The organism is Streptomyces sp. CG4 (genome assembly GCF_041080655.1).
Lineage (GTDB): Bacteria > Actinomycetota > Actinomycetes > Streptomycetales > Streptomycetaceae > Streptomyces.
On record NZ_CP163525.1, the window covers coordinates 2,652,948 to 2,673,663 of the forward strand.

The window sequence follows — 20,716 nt, forward strand, 5'->3', positions numbered from 1 at the left end:
ATCAGCGAATTCAAGGATTCGGAAATGGAGATTCGGGGATTCGGCTAGTCCAGGGCCTGGGCGGCGTCCGCCTCCGCGCGCGGCTCCGTGGCGGCTTCCGGCCGCGGTCCGGGGGCCGGCGGCATGAGCAGGGCGAGGGCGGAGGCGACAACCGCCACCGCGACCGTCAGGAACAGGCCATAGTGCACCGCGTTGGTGAGTCCGCCGGCGTACGCCGCGTCCGCGAGCCGCCCGGCCTGCTGCCGTACCGCCGCCGGGACGCCCTCGGCGGCGAGCCGGTTCTGCAGCAGGGCGCCGACCGCAGCCGCCCCGACGACGGCGCCGATCTGCCGGAACGTGGTGAACATGCCGGAGGCGACACCGGTCAGGCGCGGCGGGATCTCCTGCATCGCGAGGGTGCTGGTCGGTGCGAACACCAGGCCCATGCCGACGCCGAAGACGATCTGGCCGGGGATGACGGCCCACACGCTGGAGTCCGCCTTGGCCATGACCGCCGTGAGGGCGATACCGGCGCCGAAGATCAGCAGGCCGGGGACGAGGATCTTCCGGCCGCCCAGCTTGCCGACCGCGTTGCCGGCCACGGGCGCCACGAACAAGGACACCAGCGGTCCCGGTACGAGGGCGAGACCGGCCTTGCCCGCGGAGAGCCCGAGTACGGACTGGAGATAGAGGGTGAGCGGCAGCAGCACGCCGATGGAACCGAACAGCAGCATCGCGCCGAGCATGGCCGAGACGGTGAACCCGCGGCTGCGGAACAGTTCGAACGGCACCAGCGGACGGCTGTCCTGACGGGAGCGCTGATGCAGGGCGAAGACCCCGAGGAGCACCGCGCCGAGCGCGAGGACCAGCGGGATGCTGAGGAAGGACGTGATGGTGCCCCAGTCGTAGCGCTCCCCCTCGATCAGCCCGTACACGATCAGGCTGAGGCCCGCCGTGGACAGGACGGCGCCCGGCAGGTCCAGCGAGGACCGCTGCCCGGTGCGCACGTCGGGCACCACGACCAGCGCACCCAACAGGGCCACCACGCCGATCGGGAGGTTGATGAAGAAGATCCAGCGCCAGTCCAGGCCGGAGACCACCGCACCGCCGACCGCGGGACCGGCGACCGTGGCGAGGCCCGCGACCGCCGACCACACGCCGAAGGCCGCGCCGCGGCGCTCCGCCGGGAAGACGGCGCTGATCAGGGCCAGGGTCTGCGGCATCATCACGGCGGCGCCGAGCCCCTGGACCGCCCGGGCCGCGATCATCTGCCCCGGGGTGTCCACGAGGCCGCACACCGCGGAGGCTGCGGTGAAGACCGCGAGTCCTGCGGCGAAGGCCCGCTGCGGCCCGAACCGGTCGCCGAGCCGTCCGGAGAGCAGCAGCAGCGTCGCGAAGACCAGCATGTAGGCGTTGGCGAACCAGAGGATGTCGTCCAGCGACGCGTGCAGCCCCTTCGCCATGTCGGGGATGGCGATGGTGACGATCGTGGTGTCCAGCAGCGTCATGAAGAAGCTCGCGCAGAGTACCGCCAGTACCAGCCAGGGGTTTCGCTGCCGCGCTTTTGGTGCGTCCGTGCCCATCCCGTGGCCTCTCGTTCGTAGTCGTGTGAGGAGCTTCACCAGGACCGACGCAGCCGGGGACGGAACCGTGACATGGATGGGCACGGGAACTTGAGGACAGGGGTGGGCGCGGGCGCCGTACGGCCGTGAAAAGTCGCGGGCGGAGGGGCCGGTGGTCAGCCCGCCGCGGCGAGGACCAGCGGGAGGACGGGCCCGCTGCCGGCCCGGCGGAGCAGGCGGGCCGCGACCGCGAGGGTCCAGCCGGACTCGGTGCAGTCGTCCACGAGCAGGACGGGGCCGGGAGAGCCGGCCAGAGCCGCGGCCAGGTCCTCCGGCACGGTGAAGGCGCCCGACAGCGCCCTGAGGCGCTGCGCGGAGTTGCTGCGGCGAGCCGCGTGCGCCCCGTTCGGCCCGGTGTACGTCAGGCCGCCCAGGTAGGGAAGGCGGCCGACGGCCGCGATGCCCTGGGCGAGGGAACCGACCAGCTGCGGGCGGGTCAGGGACGGTACCGAGACGATTCCGACCGGCCGGGCCGAGGCGTCCGGGACGTTCGGCGCCCAGCCGCCCGCAGAGCGCGCCCAGTCGGCGAGGACGGCCACCGCGGCCTGCAGGACGTCGTCGGGGACCGGGCCGTCGGGTGCGTTCTCCGCCAGCAGCGGGCGCAGCCGGTTGCCCCAGCCGATGTCCGAGAGCCGGCCCAGGGCGCGCCCGGTGGAGCACTGCTCCCCCGCCGGGATACGGCCCTTGAGCTCGATGCCCAGAGCGGGCATCCCCGTCGGCCACATCCGGCGCGGCTCGACCTCCACGCCCGGCCGGTCCAGTTCCTTCGTGGCCCCCTTCAGCGCCTCGGCCGACACGGCGGACCCGATCCACGAGCCGGCGCAGTTGTCGCACCGGCCGCAGGGGGCGGCCCCCTCGTCGTCCAGCTGCCGGCGCAGGAACTCCATCCGGCACCGGGACGTGTGCACGTACTCGCGCATGGCCTGCTGCTCGGCCGCCCGCTGCCGCGCCACCCAGGCGTACCGCTCCGTGTCGTACACCCAGGGCTGCCCGGTGCTCTCCCAGCCGCCCTTCACCCGCTTGACCGCCCCGTCCACGTCGAGGACCTTCAGCATCGTCTCCAGCCGGGTACGCCGCAGGTCCACCGCCGCCTCCAGGGCCGGCACGGACAGCGGTCGTCCCGCGCCGGCGAGTGCCGCGAGGGTCTGGCGGACCTGCGCCTCGGGCGGGAACGCGGTGTCGGCGAAGTAGCGCCAGATCGCCTCGTCCTCCTTGCCCGGCAGCATCAGTACGTCGGCGTGCTCCACCCCGCGGCCCGCACGGCCCACCTGCTGGTAGTAGGCGATCGGCGAGGACGGCGAGCCGAGGTGGACGACGAAGCCCAGGTCCGGCTTGTCGAAGCCCATGCCCAGCGCGGACGTCGCGACCAGCGCCTTGACCCGGTTCTCCAGCAGGTCGGCCTCGGCCTGCAGCCGGTCGGCGTGCTCCGTGCGGCCGGTGTAGGACGCCACCTCGAAGCCGCGCTGCCGCAGATAGGCGGTGGCCTCCTCGGCGGCGGCCACCGTCAGCGTGTAGACGATCCCGGAGCCCGGCAGCTCGTCGAGGTGCTCGGCGAGCCAGGCCAGGCGGTGCGCGGCGTCCGGCAGTTGGACCACCCCGAGGCGCAGGCTCTCGCGGTCCAGCGGGCCGCGCAGCACCAGGGCCTCGCCGGCGCCCGTACCCAGCTGTTCGGCCACATCCGCGGTCACGCGCGCGTTGGCGGTCGCGGTGGTGGCCAGCACCGGCACGCCGGGGGCCAGCTCGGCCAGCATCGCGCGCAGCCTGCGGTAGTCGGGGCGGAAGTCATGGCCCCAGTCGGAGATGCAGTGCGCCTCGTCCACCACCAGCAGACCGGTCGTGGCGGCCAGCCTGGGCAGCGTCTGCTCGCGGAAGTCCACGGAATTGAGGCGCTCCGGGCTGACGAGGAGCACGTCGGTCTCGCCGCGCTCGACCTCCTCGTGGATCGCGTCCCACTCCTCCGGATTGGCCGAGTTGATCGTCCGCGCCCGGATACCGGCCCGTGCCGCCGACTCGACCTGGTTGCGCATCAGCGCCAGCAGCGGCGAGACGATCACCGTCGGGCCCGCGCCACGCCGCCGCAGCAGCGCGGTGGCGACGAAGTACACCGCCGACTTGCCCCAGCCGGTGCGCTGCACCACCAGCGCCCGCCGACGCTCCTCGACCAGGGCCGCCACCGCTCGCCACTGGTCCTCCCGCAACCGCGCCGAGCCCTCCGGGGCACCGACGAGCTCGGCAAGGACGGCATCGGCTTCGGCGCGCAGCTCCAGGGTGTCCATGCCCCCATGCAACCCGATGGCGCGGACCCTCGGCCAATTCACTCAGCGTGAGCGGCGTGGATCGACGCACGACCGGTGCGTCCGCCCGGCATCGGCCGAGGAAACCCCACGACGAGGTCCCGCCCGAGCTGTCCAGGCCATTCAGGGTCGACCGCGCCCCCGGTCCCGGCAGCCGTACGGGGCACGAGCCGTCACCTCAGGCGTCGTGGGGCTCACCTTTGGGTAGGAATATAAGCCACGCACCGCCAGATAACCGCCGGTGGCCCCAATTGCGCGTTGCCGCATCCAAGTTCGACAGGAAGAATTGAGGTCCGCTCCCCGCACGGCTCGTCCGTGATCCGGCTGGGCTCTGCTGTGGTGCGCGGTCCCTCAATCCGACCCCGCCCGCTGTGTGGGCGCGTAGCCGAAGGGAGGAACGTGACCTTCGGATTCGCCTCGGCCTCGGCGGCCTCGTTGTCGACGTCCGCGTCCGCCGCTTCCGCCAGTCGCCTGCTCGAACCGGCCGAATGGGCCGCCGCCGGAATCCCCCTGCTGCGCAACCCCCGTGAGGTCGTCGGCGGACTGCACACCCGCCATCGGCCGAGCATCTCGACGGCCATCGTGGCCGTACTCGATCCCGAGGAGCGGCTGTGCGCCAGCGCGTCGTTCACCCGCCACGTCGACCCGGCCGACGGCTGGATGTTCCGCAACGCCCTGCTCGCGCAGCTGCGCCGGATCATCCCGCACGACCTACGCCGCCGTACCCCGGTGCGCACGGCCATTCTCGTCTACTGCCGTGAGGGCGACGCGCGTTGGACGGAGGAGGACGGTGCCTGGATGTGGGGCCTGCGTGACGCCTGCACGTTGCACGGGCTGCGGTGCGGGGCGTACATCACGCTGACCCATGACGGCTGGCATGTGCTGGGCGAGGGCCGCAGCGGCCGCCACCCCAACGCCGACTCCACGCCGGAGCCCTTCGCCCTGTCGGAGGCCCCGCCCCTCACCCCACGCACCGGCGGCCCCGTCTCCGAGGTCCTCCGCCGCGCGGCGGCCCGCTGACGCCGGCGGCGGCAGCCGCAGGCCCTCGGCCGTCACGGGGCGCCCGCGTCACCGGCACGACCGACCGAGATCGGCACGTCGGTCCGGCGTACGTCCGCCCCTCGACCACCGGGACGCCGTGCGGGCCTGCGCCGAGCCGAACCGGAAGGCCGAGGCTGAGCCGGAAGTCCGAGCCGAACCGGAAGGCCGAGCCCGAAGCCGGTGTCCGGTCCGGCTTGCGCCCGACGACGGCTGCTGTGCAGTCGGCGTCCTGGCGCCGGCGTGCGGCCGTGGAGCCGCTCCCCTTGGCGGAACGACCGTCGGTCGTCCGGGCATGCCAAAGGGCGCGCCGTGCGGATGCCGCCGGAGCGGCAGCTACGTCACCCCGGTGCCCCGAGGCGCCGGACGCGGCTCAGACCCCGGCGCCCAGCACCGCGTTGATCTGCTGCGGATCGCCGCAGACGATCAGCAGGGCACCGGCCCGGGCGTGGGCCAGCGGCAGAGCCGAGGCGGCAGCGGAGGCGGGGCCTCCGTTGACGGCCACGACGACCACGGGGCGGGACGCGGCACGGGAGGCGACGGCGGCGTCCGTGTAGAAGACGTCGTCACCGGCGTCGTGCTGCGCCCAGTAGGAGGCTTCACCGAAGGACAGCTCGTGCTCCGCCCACGGATGCAGGGCACCAGTGGTGATCACGAGCACGTCGCCCGGGGCACGGCCCGAGTCCAGGAGCAGGTCCACCGCCTCGTCGGCGGCGTCGAGCGCACCACCGGCCGAGGCCGGGATCAGCTGGATCTGCGGGGTCGCCGCCGGGGCGGCGGGAGCGGCCGGGCCCGAAGGACTCGGCTGGGCCGGAGCCACGTCACGCGGGGTGCGCTGCACCGGCGGTGCCGGCCGCTGAGGGCCGGGACGACCGGGGCGGGACGCCGCGGGGCGGGGGCCGGGTACGGGACGGGGGGTCGGCGCGGTACGGCCGCTGGCCGGAGTGACGCGGGGACCCTGGGCACTCTCGTGAATCTGAGGCTCCTCGGGAATGAGAGGCATGAGCTGATATTTATCAAACATTGGTGCGGCGCGGGTGACCGGGTGGCACATCAGTGCGAGCGGAACCGTCAGAAATCGAAGCCGAGCTGGCCCTCGATCTCCGGAACGCTTCCGTCCGCCCAGCTGCGGACCTTCTTGAGGTGCCGCCACTGAGGCAACGCATCAAGATACGCCCACGACAAGCGGTGGTGCGGGGTGGGCCCCCACTCCGCCAGTGCGGCCTTGTGCACGGGCGACGGATACCCGGCGTTGTCCGCAAACCCGAAGTCTGCATGGTCGACACCCAGTTCGGCCATCATTTTGTCGCGCTGAACCTTGGCTATCACCGACGCGGCGGCCACGGCCACACACGAGCGATCGCCCTTGATCACCGTGCGGACCCTCCAGGGGGCGCCGAGGTAGTCGTGCTTCCCGTCGAGGATCACGGCGTCGGGGCGGACCGGCAGGGCGTCCAGCGCACGGACTGCGGCGAGCCGCAGTGCCGCCGTCATCCCCAGGTCGTCGATCTCCTCGGGGGAAGCATGCCCCAGCGCGTAGGCCGTCACCCATGCCCGCAGGACCTCGGACAGTTCCGTACGCCGCTTGATCGTCAGCAACTTGGAGTCGGTCAGCCCCACGGGGGGACGGCGGAGTCCGGTGACGGCGGCGCAGACGGTGACGGGTCCGGCCCAGGCGCCGCGCCCCACCTCGTCGACACCGGCGATGACCTTCGCTCCGGTCGTGGCGCGCAGGGAGCGCTCGACAGTGTGAGTAGGCGGTTCGTACGGCATGGCGCCCTCAGCCTACGCCGCCGCGATCGTGACCCGACACCCCGGTCGCCGGAGCGCCGCGCAGATCACCGCCGGCCGGGATCGGACTCCTTACGGCGGGAGCGTCAGACTCCTTGACGCCGGAGCAGCGGGAGCATCAGCTGGTCGATCATCCCCTTGAGCTCCTGGTCGTTCCATTCGCTGGCGCACATCTTCGAGCGGTACATCGTCATGGCCGGGACGGCATCCAGGACATGGCCGTTGACGGCATCCGGACGAACCTCGCCCCGCTCCATTCCACGGACGAGAACCTCACCGAGAAGCTCGACGGTCGGCTCCACCACGTCTCCGACGATCACCTCCCGGAAGCGCTCCGCCTGGGCTTCATCGCACTCGTGAATCACCGAGCGCAGGGCCACGCCGGGCGGCGAGTACCTGATCCGGCGCACCCGCCGGCACAGGGCGAGGAACTCCTCGCGCACACTGCCGAGGTCCGGGGCGGACTCGACCCGCGGCAATCCTGCCCCCGGCCGGAGCAGCGGGCGCAAACCTTCGGTTGCGGTCGGCAGGGCGGTCAGGAAGAGGGAACCTGCCCCTGTTCCTGACCGCCCTGGAGGTGGGTGGATAGATGGGTGGACTTCTTGCCTATGCAGTTGTGTGGTTGGCCGGCAGGAACTACCGCCGGTTGTCGGTCAGTTGCAGAAGTTGAGCAGGTCGAGGAGACCGTTGGCGCACTTGTTGTTGCTGTTGTTGTCGCCCTCGCCTCCGCCGCCGTGACCCAAGGCCGGGGCGGCCTTTGTGGCGACGTGTGCGGGGGGCGTCACGGCCACGGCGGACGTGGCAGTCGCCACGCCCGCCGCACAAGCGATGCCCACGGCGGCGCTCACCGCGAATACTCGCGGAATCCGGAAAACGGTCTTCTTGGGCTCAGGTGCTGTGATCATGAAATCACCATGCACAGCCTCGTGGCCGGTGTCGCGCCGAGCGCATCCGAGAGGGTGAGACACCCCCCGCGGTCGGATCAGACCCTGACGACCGTGCTCGGCTCGGCCGCCCAGGACGGGACGAAGAAGCGGCTGCCGAAAATCCCTTGCCGTCGGCTCGCCGGAGCAATGAGCCCAGCGGGCCCGAGCATCAGAATCACCACAGCCAGAACCAGCACTACGCCTGCCACCGGAAGAACGGGCGGCGATCACGGAGAGTTCCCAGCGGGCACGGAGAGTTTCTTAGCCGACGCAGCGAATATGGGGCCGGACGGAGGAAAGCGTGGGCCCGGACGGAGGGAAGTTTGAGCCCGAAAGGACGTAATCCTCCTGCTCGGCAGAAAGCGCGGCCCGAAGGCTCGCCTCGGCCCCGCCGACCCGGACCCGGACCCGTCAGACCCTCGTCGGTACCCACTCCGGCAGCGCCTCGGTGCGTTGTGTCCACTCGGCGGGCGGGGCTCCCGCCTTGCCGGAGGCGAGCACGCCGCCCACGATCGCGCAGGTCGTGTCCATGTCGCCGCCCACGCCGGCCGTCGTCCAGAACGCCGTCTCGTAGTCACCGAGGCTGCGTGCGGCGGACCAGAGAGCGAAGGGGACGGTGTCGTGGGCGGTCGTACGCCGGCCGCAGCCCAGCACCGCCGCGACGGTGCCCGCGTCGCCGTAGTCGAGCATGTCCCGGGCGCGCCGGAGTCCCTGGCCGACCGCACTCTTGGGCACCAGGGCGATGACGCCGTCGAGGAGTGCCTCGGGGCCGGGCGGGCCGTCCGGGGAGCCGGCCAGCGCCGCCGCGGCGGCCACGGCCATGCTGCCGACGACGGCCTCACGGTGCTGATGGGTGGGGTAGGCCGAGATCTCCGCCTGGTGGATCGCCTGCTCCGGGTCGTCCGCGTACCAGGCGCCCAGGGGCGCGATCCGCATCGCCGCTCCGTTGCCCCAGGACCCCCGGCCGTTGAACAGCCCGGCGGCCAGCTCGCGCCAGTCCTCACCCTCCCGGACGAGTCTCAGCAGGCGGTTGACGGCGGGGCCGTATCCCCGGTCGAAGTCGTGGTGCTCGGCGAAGGAACGGGCCAGTGCGTCCTGGTCGATGCGGTGGTGGGCGGCGAGGACGGCGACGACGGAGCCGGCCATCTCGGTGTCGTCCGTCCACTGCCAGGGCCCCGCGGGCAGCTCGCGTCGCTTCAGCAGGGGGTAGTTCGCCGGAACGAAGAACTGGGAGCCCAGGGCGTCCCCCACGGCCAGTCCGCGCAGGCTCGCCAGGGCGCGCTCCAGGCGCCCGGCGGAAGAGGAGTCAGCGGTCATCGCTCTGCCACTCTATCCGTTCGCCCAGTAGGGCATCGGCTCTCGCCAGCGCTCGAAGGGCCGGTCGAGCGTGTACTTGCCGTCCTCCCCGAGAACGAGCATCCGCACCTCGGCGTTCCCGGGGTTCGACAGCGACTCGAATTCCGCGACCGTCCAGTGGAACCAGCGCATGCAGAACAGCCGCATCGCGAGTCCATGTGTCACCAGCAGGACGTTCGGTGGATGGTCCGGTGCCTCGAAGCTGCGGTACAGGCTCTCCAGGAAGCCGCCGACCCGGTCGTACACATCGGCTCCGGACTCGCCCTGCGGGAACCGGAAGAAGAAGTGGCCGTACGCGTCGCGGTAGGCCTTCTGCAGGCGGACGTCGTCGCGGTCCTGCCAGTTGCCCCAGTCCTGTTCGCGAAGGCGGGGCTCCTCCCGGACGCGTATGAGATCCGGGGCGAGATGGAAGGCGCGGAGCGTCTCGTGCGTCCGCCGGTACGGGGAGACGTACACGCTCACGCGTTCCCGGCCGAAGAGTTCCCGGAGCTCCTTGCCGGTCTCCGCGGCCTGTCTCCAGCCGCGCTCGGTCAGCGCGAGAGCGTGGTCGGGCTCGCGCTCGTACACGGAGTCGTCGACGTTGCCCGTGGACTCGCCGTGCCGGACAAGGACGATGCGCCGTGGTCGTGCCATGCCAAAACCCTAGATCGTACGAGGGGGAGTCGAGGACTCGTACGGGCCCCATACGGCATAGGTCACACGAATCCCGCGTCCCGAGGCGCTCCCGACCCCCGTGTGACACCTTACGTGCGAGTTTGACAGCGGCGCCTTACGTGCGAGTTTGATATTCAAACTCGCGGGTGCGGGCTCAGACCGTCCAGGACGACTCCAGGTCCACGATGTCACCGGAGAGCGCCGCCACGTCGGCCTCGGTCTGGGCGCGCAGCGCGAGGCGTTCCACGCGCTCGGTGCGGTACTTGCCGTGCTCGGCCGCCGACCGCCACATCGACAGGATCAGGAACTCCTGCTCGGGCGCCTCACCGAACATGCCGCGGATCATGCCGGGCGAACCCGCCATCGCGGGGTTCCACACCTTCTCCTGCATGAGTGTGAAGTGCTCGACGCGCTCCTCGTGGATCCGGCACAGGGCCACGCGGATCAGATCGGCGTCGGTGAACCGCGGTTCGAAGCCCGTCTTCACATCGAAGCGGTACTCGAACAGCTTGACCTGCGCGTCCTTGAACGTGCCGGACTGGGCGGAGGCCAGGCGGTCGTGCGAGCGGGCCATGAAGGAGTCGTAGAAGGCGCGGCTCTCCCAGAAGGCGAAGATGTGCACCACGCCCGACCGCTGCCGGCTCCAGCCGCCACCCTGCCCCCGAAAACCCGGCTCCCCCAGAAGCCCCGCCCATTTTCGCTGCCCCCGCTCGAAGCCGCGGCGGTCCACCACGGTGCAGCGAATCCACTTGACCAGCACCGCGCCATCGTAAGGCCAGCGGGCGTGGCGTCGGTCACGCTCCGGCGGAGATCACCCGCGCACGCGCCCCCGCACGCGTGGCACGATGGACAAGGAACCCCGACGTCAGCGGAGTTGGGGGACAAGGCAACCACCAGGGGGAAGGGGAAGCCTGTTGACCGGGTTCAGCAAGGGAATCCGCAAGGCCGAGGTCGGACTCAAGTGGGACCCCAGTCCGGTGGGTCAGCCGCCCACCGATCTCGACATCATCGCCGCGACGTTCGTCTCGGGCGACGCATACGGCGCGCCGGCCTATCTGGTGCACTTCGACAGCCGCTCACCGGACGGCACGATCTTCCTCAACCGGGACAGCACGGACGGCAGGGGCTTCGGCTGGGACGAGGTCATGACGCTGGAGCTGGACCGGCTCGACGGCCGGTACGCACGCGTGGTGGTCGGTGTCGTCATCCAACAGCGGCCCGGACACAAGACGTTCGGCCACGTGCTGAATCCGGCCATGCGCGTCCGGGAGGGCTACACCGTGCTCGCCGAGGACGACTTCGGCTCGGTGCCCGGCGCGACGGCGGCCACGATCGCCGAGTTCGTGCGTGACGGCTCCGGGGAGTGGATCTTCCGCCCCGGCGTGCACGGCTTCGAGGAGGACCCGGCGGCCTTCACCCGGGTCATGGGCAGGGCCCAGTAGAGGTGGGCAGAAGTAAGGGGCGCCGACCCTGGAGTGACGCCCCTTACCGCACTGCGGCAACCGCGTACGTGCACGGCCAGAGCACCTATTCGGAGGGTGCGGTATTCCCCGGGGCCGCACCCGACGCGACTGTCTCTGCCCCTCGCTGAGCGGCCGACCGGTCGAAGCCTGTCGTGAAACGGTCACGCCGTGACATCACAACGGCCAGTGCACCGATGACGATCAGCGACCAGCCGCCCGAGACCGGTTCCAGCACCGACACCGGGATTCCGGCTGCCAGCAGGATCCATCCGGTCTCCGCGGGCATCGTGCCCGTGACGATCACGGACCTCCTGGCAAGGAGCCCGAGGCCGAAGAAGGCAATCCCGCTGATCATGAACCACAGGGCCGTCATGCGGGCATCGTCGTCGTTGCGGACCGTGTTCCACAGCCCGTCCGAGACGATCCCGCTCCAGTGCCCGTACGCGGAGACGAGGCCCACCATCATGTGCGCCACAGCGACAGCGAGCATCAGACGGGGCACCAGCAGACGGAGACCTCTGGCGTTGGACTTACCGGATTCCGGGCGTGCGTAGGCATTCATGACGCTGTGTTCCTTCCGGATGAGGGGCCGCCCTCGGTCGCCTGAGGAGTCAGGAGGCCGGCCGGTCCAGGAGCGGCATCAGCAGCTCGTACATGCCGCGCAGTTCTGATTTCGGGAGCGGGGGCATGAGGTGCTCCGCCCCGATCAACATCAGATAGAGCATCTTGGCCATCTGGTCCGGTCTGCCATGACCGGCCTGTTCGCACAGCTGCCGCAGATATCCGATGCGGGTCGCGTCGACACGTTCCTGCACCCGCGCCGCCTCCGGATCCTGTTTCGCCCAGGCCCGCAGGGCGACCTCCAGCGAGGGACTGGCGTCCTTGGTCACTTCCGCGATGAGCCGGTCCAGCCGCTCCCGGGCCGGCAGCGTGCCGGGTGCCTCCACCCTGTCGATGATCGCCGTGGTGCACTTGGCCTCGAAGTGGTCGAGCAATCGGGTCCGGTACTTCGGCATCGATCCGAAGTGGTGGTAGAAGGCGCCCTTCGACATGCCCATGCGCGCGCACAGTCGCTCCAGCGTCACCGCCGGGGCACCTTGCTCCGCCAGCAGCGTCAGGCCCTCGTCCAGCCACGCCGATCTCTCCGCGCTCACTCCGCCCCCCTCCTCTCCATACCAAAAGGTTTGGTATGGAGCAGGCTAACAGAAGTCGCCCTCATTTCAGCTGTGTTGACGGGAAGGCCACGGTGGGCAAACGACAGCGAGGGGGATCCGGAAGGTATCCGGATCCCCCTCGCTACCAGGCACTACGGGGTTTCGGCCGGCCGGCCGAACGCTGCATCAGATGCAGCTTGGCCCACCGTCAGCTGCAGCCGCTGGTCGAGCCGCAGCCCTCGCAGATGTAGCAGGAACCGGCCCGCTGCATCTTCGTACCGCAGGAGAAGCACAGCGGGGCGTCGGCCTGGATGCCCAGCTGCATCTCCACCAGCTCGGCGCTGGTGTGGGCCTGCTTCGGGGCGGGCACGGCCACCTCGGACTTCGGCGCGGCGACCGCCTTGAGCTCCTGGGCGCGCGGCGCCGACTGGGCCAGGCCCTCGACGTCGACCTCGTCGTCGGCCGGCTCGTAGGAACCGGTCTCCAGGTGCCGCTGGCGCTCCTGGGCGGAGTGGATGCCGAGCGCGGAGCGGGTCTCGAAGGGCAGGAAGTCCAGCGCCAGGCGGCGGAAGATGTAGTCGACGATCGACTGGGCCATCCGCACGTCCGGGTCGTCCGTCATACCGGCCGGCTCGAAGCGCATGTTGGTGAACTTCGAGACGTACGTCTCCAGCGGCACGCCGTACTGGAGGCCGACGGAGACCGCGATGGAGAAGGCGTCCATCATGCCCGCGAGGGTCGAGCCCTGCTTGGACATCTTCAGGAAGACCTCGCCGAGACCGTCGTCCGGGTAGGAGTTGGCCGTCATGTAGCCCTCGGCGCCGCCGACGGTGAAGGACGTGGTGATCCCCGGGCGGCCCTTGGGGAGCCGCTTGCGGACCGGGCGGTACTCGACCACCTTCTCGACCGCGGCACGGATCGTGTCCTCGGCCTTCACGGCGATCTCGGCCTTCTCGTCCTCCTTCTTCTTGGCGGAGAGCGGCTGGCCGACCTTGCAGTTGTCGCGGTAGATCGCGAGCGCCTTGACGCCCAGCTTCCAGGCCTCGAAGTAGATCTCCTCGACCTCCTCGACGGTCGCCGTCTCCGGCATGTTGACCGTCTTGGAGATGGCGCCGGAGATCCACGGCTGGATCGCGGCCATCATGCGGACGTGGCCCATCGGGGAGATGGCGCGCTCGCCCATGGCGCAGTCGAACACCTCGTAGTGCCCGTGCTTCAGGCCGGGGGCGTCGATCACATTGCCGTGCTCGGCGATGTGGGCGACGATCGCCTCGATCTGCTCCTCCTGGTAGCCCAGGCGACGCAGGGCCTGCGGGACGGTGCCGTTGACGATCTGCATCGAGCCGCCGCCGACCAGCTTCTTGAACTTCACGAGCGCCAGGTCGGGCTCGACACCGGTGGTGTCGCAGGACATCGCGAGACCGATGGTGCCGGTCGGGGCGAGGACGGACGCCTGGGAGTTACGGAAACCGTTCTTCTCACCAAGACACACCACGTCCTGCCACGCCTCCGTGGCGGCGGCCCACACGGGGGTGTCCAGGTCGTCCATGCGGACGGCCTTGCCGTTGGCGTCGGCGTGCTGCTTCATGACGCGGTTGTGGGCGTCGGCGTTGCGGGCGTAGCCGTCGTACGTGCCGACGACCGAGGCCAGCTCGGCGGAGCGGCGGTAGGCCGTACCCGTCATCAGGGAGGTGATGGCGCCGGCGAGAGCGCGGCCGCCGTCGGAGTCGTAGGCGTGGCCGGTGGCCATCAGCAGGGCGCCGAGGTTGGCGTAGCCGATGCCGAGCTGGCGGAACGCGCGCGTGTTCTCGCCGATCTTCTGGGTCGGGAAGTCCGCGAAGCAGATCGAGATGTCCATCGCGGTGATGACCAGCTCGACGACCTTCTGGAAGCGCTCGGTCTCGAAGGACTGGTTGCCCTTGCCGTCGTCCTTGAGGAACTTCATCAGGTTCAGCGAGGCCAGGTTGCAGGACGTGTTGTCCAGGTGCATGTACTCGCTGCACGGGTTCGACGCGGTGATCCGGCCGGACTCGGGGCAGGTGTGCCAGGTGTTGATGGTGTCGTCGTACTGGATGCCCGGGTCGGCGCAGGCCCAGGCGGCCTCGGCAATCTTGCGGAAGAGCGCCTTGGCGTCGACCTCTTCGAGGACCTCACCGGTCATCCGGGCACGCAGGCCGAAGTTGCCGCCGTCCTCGACCGCCTTCATGAACTCGTCGTTCACCCGGACCGAGTTGTTGGCGTTCTGGTACTGGACGGAGGTGATGTCGTCGCCGCCCAGGTCCATGTCGAAGCCCGCGTCGCGCAGGACGCGGATCTTCTCCTCCTCCTTGACCTTGGTCTCGATGAAGTCCTCGATGTCGGGGTGGTCGACGTCGAGCACGACCATCTTGGCGGCGCGGCGGGTGGCACCGCCGGACTTGATGGTGCCGGCGGAGGCGTCGGCGCCGCGCATGAAGGAGACCGGACCGGAGGCGTTGCCGCCGGAGGAGAGCAGCTCCTTGGAGGAGCGGATGCGGGAGAGGTTCAGGCCGGCACCGGAGCCGCCCTTGAAGATCATGCCCTCTTCCTTGTACCAGTCGAGGATCGACTCCATGGAGTCGTCGACGGACAGGATGAAGCAGGCGGAGACCTGCTGGGGCTGCGCGGTGCCCACGTTGAACCACACGGGGCTGTTGAAGCTGAAGATCTGGTGCAGGAGGGCGTACGCCAGCTCGTGCTCGAAGATCTCGGCGTCGGCGGGCGAGGCGAAGTACTTGTGGTCCTCACCGGCCTTCCGGTACGTCTTCACGATGCGGTCGATCAGCTGCTTGAGGCCGGTCTCGCGCTGCGGGGTGCCGACGGCACCGCGGAAGTACTTACTGGTGACGATGTTGACCGCGTTCACCGACCAGAAGTCGGGGAACTCGACGCCACGCTGCTCGAAGTTGACCGAGCCGTCGCGCCAGTTGGTCATGACGACGTCACGGCTCACCCACTCGACCTCGTCGTACGGGTGTACGCCGGGGGTGGTGTGGATGCGCTCGATACGCAGCCCCTTGGTGGCCTTGGCGCCCTTGGCTCGGGAACCTCGCGCCGGACCGCTCGCCGTCTCTGTCATGCCGCCTCCCTCTACGGGCAAAAACGCCCTGAAGTGCCCCGTTTGTTCCCGTGGCACGGTGTTCTGTCGTGTATTGCGGGCACCCTCAGCTGCCACCCGCAACAGGTCTTGGTCGCCGCCGTCCGGCCGGAATCCGGGCCTCCCCCCGGCTTCCGGCCCGCCGATCAGTCGGCGGCGTGGGCGGGCACGGGAACCTGAGTGGTCCCGCCGGGCCCGCGTTCGTCTTCCTGGCTCCCCGCTCCCGCGTCTTCGTCGTCCGCGGCGGGGCCCCGCGCCGTCTCCCTCAGCTCCGCGATGGCGGCCTCGAAGTCCTCGAGCGAGTCGAACGCCCGGTAGACGGAGGCGAATCGCAGAAAGGCGACGAGGTCGAGTTCCTGCAACGGGCCGAGTATGGCCAGCCCCACGTCGTGGGTGGACAGCTCGGCGCTTCCGGTGGCCCGCAGCGCCTCCTCGACCCGCTGGCCGAGCTGGGCGAGTGCGTCCTCGGTGACAGGCCGTCCCTGGCATGCCTTGCGCACACCGTTGATGACCTTGGTACGGCTGAATGGCTCGGTGACCCCGGACCGCTTGATCACCATGAGCGAACACGTCTCCACGGTCGTGAAACGACGGGAGCAGTCAGGGCACTGGCGGCGCCTGCGGATGGACGTGCCGTCGTCGGTCGTACGACTGTCGACCACGCGGCTGTCGGGGTGCCTGCAGAAGGGGCAGTGCATGATCTCCAACCCTCCTCACAGCAGACTCAACAACCTCACCGGGCCCATGGGCCCCGCGAAGCAGCCCTAAGCATAGGCGATCGTGGAGCCGCTTCAGACCCGGGGGACCACAACTTGTGGGCTGCTGTAGCCATCCAACCACTAGATGTGGGGATTGGCTCATACACCCAGGCAGTCACGCGTGTCGCAGCAGGCAGTCACGCGTGTCGCGGCAGAAGAGGGGCGGACCCCACCACGCGGGCGGTCCGGCCGGGGACACGCGGGCGCAGAGCCGTACCACTGTGGCACTTACGGAGATACCGTGGGCGCCGCACGGAGGACGCGTGGGACTCCGGCACAGAAGGGCCCCGGAGCCCGGATGCGCGGATTCCGGATGGCAGACTGGGTAACGACCCACGAGGTCGGCAACCCCGGCGGTGAAGAGTACAACGATGGGCGCTTTTGCCCGCCAGGTGGGGCGTTAGCAATACACCCAGACACATGATCGCGTCAGGTGAATCGCACTTTTTCACTCGAACGTGTGTTTGGCGCAACCTTTCGAAAGCAACTACCGTTGTCCAGCAGGGAGACCATCGAGAGGGGCCGACGTGACCACCACCGCAGACAGTGCCACCATCACCGCCCAGGACCGCTCCCAGGGCCGAGTCGAGCCGGTACATGTGATGAACGAAGCCACGAATCCCGAGGGACACAAGCGCTCTCTGCCGGGCCGACCTCCAGGAATCCGGGCGGACAGCTCCGGACTCACCGACCGGCAGCGTCGCGTGATCGAAGTCATCCGCGACTCGGTACAGCGACGCGGATATCCGCCGTCGATGCGCGAGATCGGCCAGGCCGTCGGCCTCTCCAGCACGTCCTCGGTCGCGCATCAGTTGATGGCGCTGGAGCGCAAGGGCTTCCTGCGCCGTGACCCGCACCGCCCGCGCGCGTACGAGGTCCGCGGCTCGGACCAGGCCGTGACCGTGCAGCCCACGGACACCGCCGGCAAGCCCGCCGCGTCGTACGTCCCGCTGGTCGGCCGGATCGCCGCCGGTGGCCCGATCCTCGCGGAGGAGTCCGTCGAGGACGTCTTCCCGCTCCCCCGCCAGCTCGTCGGCGACGGCGAGCTGTTCGTCCTCAAGGTCGTCGGCGACTCCATGATCGAGGCCGCGATCTGCGACGGCGACTGGGTCACCGTACGCCGTCAGCCCGTCGCGGAGAACGGCGACATCGTGGCAGCCATGCTCGACGGCGAAGCCACCGTCAAGCGCTTCAAGCGCGAGGACGGCCACGTCTGGCTCCTTCCGCACAACGCGGCCTACGAACCGATCCCCGGCGACGACGCGACCATCCTGGGCAAGGTCGTCGCGGTGCTGCGGCGCGTGTGACGCCTGCGGCGGGCGGGCCCTGTACGGCTGCTCGCTCCCTGACCGGGCCCCGGAACCCCTGCGCCGGTTCCGGGGTCCTGCTGTGTCCCCCCTGTGTCCAGGGGACCTGGCACTTTGCGCATCACGGGGCGGCCTGGCCGGCGTTGGTCAGGCCGCCCCGTGATCACTCCGCCTCGGCCTGCTGCGCTTCCGTCTCCTTCGCCGCCGCGTCGATCGCGGCCAGCGACTTACGGACCTGGTTACGGTCCGTGGTGGACCAGAAGTCCGGCAGCGACGTCTTGAGATAGCCGCCGTAGCGTGCGGTGGCCAGCCGCTGGTCCAGTACGGCGACCACACCGCGGTCCCCCGACGCACGGACGAGTCGGCCGGCGCCCTGGGCCATGAGCAGGGCCGCGTGCGTGGCGGCCACCGCCATGAAGCCGTTGCCGCCGGCGTCCTCCACCGCCTTCTGCCGCGCGCTCATCAACGGATCGTCGGGACGCGGGAACGGGATCTTGTCCATGACGACCAGCTGGCAGCTCGGGCCGGGGACATCGACGCCCTGCCAGAGGGACAGCGTGCCGAAGAGACAGGTCTTCGGATCGGCCGCGAAGTTTTTGATCAGTTCGCCGAGGGTCTCCTCGCCCTGGAGCAGGATCGGGAACTCGGGGATCCTGGTGCGCAGTTCCTCCGCCGCGAGCTGCGCTGCCCGCATGGACGAGAACAGCCCCAGGGTGCGGCCCCCTGCCGCCTGGATCAGTTCGCTCAGCTCGTCGAGCATGTCGGAACGCTCGCCGTCCCGCGCGGGGCGCGAGAGATGCTTGGCGACGTAGAGGATGCCCTGCTTGCGGTAGTCGAAGGGCGAGCCGACATCGACGCCCCTCCACTGCGGCAGGTCCTCTCCCTCGACGCCCTCGGGGCCGAGCCCCAGAGAGGCCCCGACGCCGTTGAAGTCACCGCCCAGCTTGAGGGTTGCCGAGGTGAGGACGACCGAGCGGTCCGCGAAGAGCTTCTCCCTGAGCAGACCCGAGACCGACATGGGAGCGACGCGCAGGGAGGCACCGAAGCGGTCGTGCCGCTCGTACCAGACGACGTCCCACTCCGAGCCGTTCAGGACCCGCTCGGCCACGTCGTGCACCGTCTCCACCGAGGCCAGCGCCTGCTTGCGGACCGCGTCCTCGTCCTGCACCGACTTGTCGCGCGTCGCTCCGATCGCGGAGATGACCGTGCGCGCGGCGTCCCGCAGTGCCATCAGCGCGTAGCCGAGGTCTTCCGGGATCTCTTCCAGTCGGCCCGGCAGGGCCAGCTCCATCAGCCGCTCGAAGCCCTCGGCGGCGGTCTGGAGCTGATCAGCGGCCTTCTCGTTCGCCAGCTTGGCGGCGCGGCGCACCGCGCGGTTGACCTGGCCGGGCGTGAGTTCGCCGGTCGCCACGCCGGTGACCCGCGAGACGAGTTCATGGGCCTCGTCCACGATCAGCACCTCGTGCTGCGGCAGCACCGGCGCGCCCTCGATGGCGTCGATGGCGAGCAGCGCGTGGTTCGTGACCACGACCTCGGCGAGCTTGGCTCGCTCGCGGGCCATCTCCGCGAAGCACTCGGCGCCGTAGGCGCACTTCGACGCGCCAAGGCATTCCCGCGACGAGACCGACACCTGCGCCCAGGCGCGGTCCGACACGCCCGGTGTGAGGTCGTCCCGGTCACCGGTCTCGGTCTCGTCCGACCAGTCGCGCAGGCGCAGGAGATCCTGCCCCAGCTTGCTCGTCGGCGCGGCGGCCTCGAACTGGTCGAAGAGTCCGTCCTCCTCGTCCTGCGGCATGCCCTCGTGCAGGCGGTGCAGACAGAGATAGTTCGACCGGCCCTTGAGCATCGCGAACTCCGGGCGGCGGCGCAGCAGCGGGTGCAGGGCGTCGACCGTGCGGGGCAGATCGCGCTCCACGAGCTGGCGCTGCAGCGCGAGGGTGGCCGTCGCCACGACCACCCGTTCCCCGTGCGCGAGCGCCGGTACGAGATAGCCGAGCGACTTTCCGGTGCCGGTGCCGGCCTGGACCAGCAGATGGGATCCGCCGTCGATCGCCTCGGCGACCGCTTCGGCCATGGTCACCTGGCCGGGGCGCTCCGTGCCGCCGACAGCGGTGACGGCGGCGTGGAGGAGTTCGGGGAGTGAGGGCTTCGTCATAGCCCGACCACCCTACGGCCCGGCACTGACAAACGGGCGGTCAAGGCGGGGAGAGGCGGCGTGATCACGACCGGGCTCCTGGTGGGACGGGGTGGGCGGCGGCGGGAGGGGTACGGGCGGGGTTCGGATGGAGGTGCGTCTTGAGCGTGGAGGGGTGCGACAGGGCGATCTCGCGCAGGGGGCCGGCCTCGCTCGCGAGCTCTCGACGAGCGGGGAGTGAACGAGCGAGAGGTGAACAGGTGTCGAACGGCGCGGTGAACTCGTGGGTCGAGCGCGATTTTCTCGCCTCAGGTTTCTCGGATCGAATGGGAACTCGACCGACCCGCCCTTCGTACTACATGTGAAGGCGCGAACACACAGCGCTACAACACGTCGCGCAGGACTCGGTCCCTGATCATGAGGGCGGCCCGCTTGCCAGGCAGGTCGACCTCGTCCGCGAACCGGAATCCGGCGCTCAGGAACGCTGCGACGGAGGGGGTGTTGCGAAGATCGGGTTCCGCTACGACCCGTGCGCACGCGGGGCGCCGGTCGAGGACCAGGTCGGCCACGGCGCGGAGCAGGCCGGACCCCAGCCCGCGCCCTCGATCCGTGGCCGCGCCGACGAGGACGTGGATCCCGGTGTCATGCGGACGGGCCGGATAGTGGCGGGCCAGCGGATCCAGGTCCGCCCGGTAGATCTCCCAGTAGCTCATGGGAGTGCCGTCCAGCACGCCGAGGCACGGCACGCTGCGTCCGTCGCCGTCGAGTTGGGCGCGCAGATGGTCCTCCGTCCGGTTCCGGGGCCCTGCCAGCTCCCAGAACGGCGCGACGGCGGGGTCGTTCATCCACCGATGGATGAGCGGCAGGTCTTCCTCGATGCGCGCGGGCTGGAGCTGGAAGGAGCCGACCGGGGTGAGCACCGGACCCCACGTATGGAGCTGGTCCAGTAGATAGCCCGTCCCTCCGGCGAAGAGGGCGAGGAACTCGGCGGGCAGCTGCAGGTCCAGCGTGTCCTCGCAGTCCCCGTCGTCGTCCTCGACGGCGAACCCGGTGAACGGGGCGGCCCGGCTGCTGCCCGCGCCGTCCGCCAGCGGGCCGCCGGTGTCCCGGAGCACCGGGGCACCC

The 20,716-nt window shown here is 70.2% G+C and carries 17 protein-coding genes and 1 pseudogene; 3 read left to right on the top strand and 15 right to left on the bottom strand.

What is annotated here, in order from left to right; translation table 11 throughout:
* Nucleotides 1–44: 44 nt before the first annotated feature.
* Both AB5L52_RS12020 and AB5L52_RS12025 read right to left on the bottom strand, forming a co-directional pair.
* The gene (locus tag AB5L52_RS12020; RefSeq protein ID WP_351016124.1) at nt 45–1,562 is read right to left on the bottom strand and encodes an MFS transporter; all 1,518 of its coding nucleotides are present in this window, start codon (nt 1,560–1,562) and stop codon (nt 45–47) included.
* A gap of 155 nt (nt 1,563–1,717) precedes the next feature.
* The gene (locus AB5L52_RS12025) at nt 1,718–3,877 is read right to left on the bottom strand and encodes a RecQ family ATP-dependent DNA helicase (RefSeq protein ID WP_351765158.1); all 2,160 of its coding nucleotides are present in this window, start codon (nt 3,875–3,877) and stop codon (nt 1,718–1,720) included.
* Nucleotides 3,878–4,294: 417 nt separating this feature from the next.
* On the opposite strand from AB5L52_RS12025, the gene AB5L52_RS12030 reads away from it, so the two are divergent.
* Nucleotides 4,295–4,915 carry a hypothetical protein gene (locus AB5L52_RS12030; RefSeq protein ID WP_369363899.1) on the top strand — a complete coding sequence of 207 codons (621 nt, stop codon included), beginning with the start codon at nt 4,295–4,297 and terminating at the stop codon, nt 4,913–4,915.
* A gap of 391 nt (nt 4,916–5,306) precedes the next feature.
* Here the strand turns inward: AB5L52_RS12030 and AB5L52_RS12035 are convergent, their stop codons facing one another.
* From AB5L52_RS12035 to AB5L52_RS12065, 7 genes and pseudogenes are all read right to left on the bottom strand, one after another.
* Entirely contained in the window at nt 5,307–5,936 is a 630-nt protein-coding gene (locus tag AB5L52_RS12035) for a hypothetical protein (protein WP_351765162.1), read from the bottom strand.
* A gap of 68 nt (nt 5,937–6,004) precedes the next feature.
* Nucleotides 6,005–6,706 (bottom strand): ribonuclease HII, encoded by a 702-nt coding sequence (locus tag AB5L52_RS12040; protein ID WP_369363901.1) that lies wholly within the window; start codon nt 6,704–6,706, stop codon nt 6,005–6,007.
* Nucleotides 6,707–6,810: 104 nt separating this feature from the next.
* Nucleotides 6,811–7,221, bottom strand: a pseudogene (locus AB5L52_RS12045) (TetR-like C-terminal domain-containing protein); the annotation flags it as partial.
* A gap of 156 nt (nt 7,222–7,377) precedes the next feature.
* Nucleotides 7,378–7,629: a hypothetical protein gene (locus tag AB5L52_RS12050; protein WP_351016137.1), complete on the bottom strand. Its 252-nt coding sequence runs from the start codon at nt 7,627–7,629 to the stop codon at nt 7,378–7,380.
* A gap of 432 nt (nt 7,630–8,061) precedes the next feature.
* Nucleotides 8,062–8,967, bottom strand: coding sequence for an ADP-ribosylglycohydrolase family protein (locus AB5L52_RS12055; protein ID WP_369363903.1), 906 nt, complete (start codon nt 8,965–8,967; stop codon nt 8,062–8,064).
* Nucleotides 8,968–8,979: 12 nt separating this feature from the next.
* The gene (locus AB5L52_RS12060; RefSeq protein WP_351016143.1) at nt 8,980–9,639 is read right to left on the bottom strand and encodes a histidine phosphatase family protein; all 660 of its coding nucleotides are present in this window, start codon (nt 9,637–9,639) and stop codon (nt 8,980–8,982) included.
* 175 nt (nt 9,640–9,814) lie between these two features.
* Complete coding sequence (locus tag AB5L52_RS12065) at nt 9,815–10,420, bottom strand: YdbC family protein (RefSeq protein WP_351016146.1); 606 nt, start codon at nt 10,418–10,420, stop codon at nt 9,815–9,817.
* A gap of 154 nt (nt 10,421–10,574) precedes the next feature.
* On the opposite strand from AB5L52_RS12065, the gene AB5L52_RS12070 reads away from it, so the two are divergent.
* The gene (locus AB5L52_RS12070) at nt 10,575–11,102 is read left to right on the top strand and encodes a TerD family protein (protein ID WP_369363906.1); all 528 of its coding nucleotides are present in this window, start codon (nt 10,575–10,577) and stop codon (nt 11,100–11,102) included.
* A gap of 85 nt (nt 11,103–11,187) precedes the next feature.
* On the opposite strand, the gene AB5L52_RS12075 is transcribed toward AB5L52_RS12070, so the two are convergent.
* From AB5L52_RS12075 to nrdR, 4 genes are all read right to left on the bottom strand, one after another.
* The gene (locus AB5L52_RS12075; RefSeq protein WP_369363908.1) at nt 11,188–11,685 is read right to left on the bottom strand and encodes a DUF6463 family protein; all 498 of its coding nucleotides are present in this window, start codon (nt 11,683–11,685) and stop codon (nt 11,188–11,190) included.
* Nucleotides 11,686–11,734: 49 nt separating this feature from the next.
* On the bottom strand, nt 11,735–12,277 hold the full coding sequence (locus tag AB5L52_RS12080; protein WP_369363910.1) for a TetR/AcrR family transcriptional regulator: 543 nt from the start codon (nt 12,275–12,277) through the stop codon (nt 11,735–11,737).
* A 208-nt stretch (nt 12,278–12,485) separates the two neighbouring features.
* Nucleotides 12,486–15,374 (bottom strand): vitamin B12-dependent ribonucleotide reductase, encoded by a 2,889-nt coding sequence (locus AB5L52_RS12085; RefSeq protein WP_369363912.1) that lies wholly within the window; start codon nt 15,372–15,374, stop codon nt 12,486–12,488.
* A 164-nt stretch (nt 15,375–15,538) separates the two neighbouring features.
* Nucleotides 15,539–16,090, bottom strand: a complete 552-nt coding sequence (nrdR, locus tag AB5L52_RS12090; RefSeq protein ID WP_369363914.1) for a transcriptional regulator NrdR — start codon at nt 16,088–16,090, stop codon at nt 15,539–15,541.
* Between the two features lie 587 nt (nt 16,091–16,677).
* Between nrdR and lexA the strand changes: the two genes are divergently transcribed.
* The gene (lexA, locus tag AB5L52_RS12095) at nt 16,678–17,457 is read left to right on the top strand and encodes a transcriptional repressor LexA (RefSeq protein WP_055710152.1); all 780 of its coding nucleotides are present in this window, start codon (nt 16,678–16,680) and stop codon (nt 17,455–17,457) included.
* Between the two features lie 163 nt (nt 17,458–17,620).
* Here the strand turns inward: lexA and AB5L52_RS12100 are convergent, their stop codons facing one another.
* A complete protein-coding gene (locus AB5L52_RS12100; RefSeq protein WP_369363917.1) occupies nt 17,621–19,612 on the bottom strand; it encodes an ATP-dependent DNA helicase in 1,992 nt (663 codons plus the stop codon).
* 362 nt (nt 19,613–19,974) lie between these two features.
* Complete coding sequence (locus AB5L52_RS12105) at nt 19,975–20,598, bottom strand: GNAT family N-acetyltransferase (protein ID WP_369368855.1); 624 nt, start codon at nt 20,596–20,598, stop codon at nt 19,975–19,977.
* Nucleotides 20,599–20,716 lie beyond the last annotated feature (118 nt).

What these genes read in the sequence shown, in the direction of transcription:
- AB5L52_RS12020 (WP_351016124.1), bottom strand. Translation starts at nt 1,562, where the DNA reads ATGGGCACGGACGCACCAAAAGCGCGGCAGCGAAACCCCTGGCTGGTA.
- AB5L52_RS12025 (WP_351765158.1), bottom strand. Translation starts at nt 3,877, where the DNA reads ATGGACACCCTGGAGCTGCGCGCCGAAGCCGATGCCGTCCTTGCCGAG.
- AB5L52_RS12035 (WP_351765162.1), bottom strand. Translation starts at nt 5,936, where the DNA reads ATGCCTCTCATTCCCGAGGAGCCTCAGATTCACGAGAGTGCCCAGGGT.
- AB5L52_RS12040 (WP_369363901.1), bottom strand. Translation starts at nt 6,706, where the DNA reads ATGCCGTACGAACCGCCTACTCACACTGTCGAGCGCTCCCTGCGCGCC.
- AB5L52_RS12050 (WP_351016137.1), bottom strand. Translation starts at nt 7,629, where the DNA reads ATGATCACAGCACCTGAGCCCAAGAAGACCGTTTTCCGGATTCCGCGA.
- AB5L52_RS12055 (WP_369363903.1), bottom strand. Translation starts at nt 8,967, where the DNA reads ATGACCGCTGACTCCTCTTCCGCCGGGCGCCTGGAGCGCGCCCTGGCG.
- AB5L52_RS12060 (WP_351016143.1), bottom strand. Translation starts at nt 9,639, where the DNA reads ATGGCACGACCACGGCGCATCGTCCTTGTCCGGCACGGCGAGTCCACG.
- AB5L52_RS12075 (WP_369363908.1), bottom strand. Translation starts at nt 11,685, where the DNA reads ATGAATGCCTACGCACGCCCGGAATCCGGTAAGTCCAACGCCAGAGGT.
- AB5L52_RS12085 (WP_369363912.1), bottom strand. Translation starts at nt 15,374, where the DNA reads ATGACAGAGACGGCGAGCGGTCCGGCGCGAGGTTCCCGAGCCAAGGGC.
- nrdR (WP_369363914.1), bottom strand. Translation starts at nt 16,090, where the DNA reads ATGCACTGCCCCTTCTGCAGGCACCCCGACAGCCGCGTGGTCGACAGT.
- AB5L52_RS12100 (WP_369363917.1), bottom strand. Translation starts at nt 19,612, where the DNA reads ATGACGAAGCCCTCACTCCCCGAACTCCTCCACGCCGCCGTCACCGCT.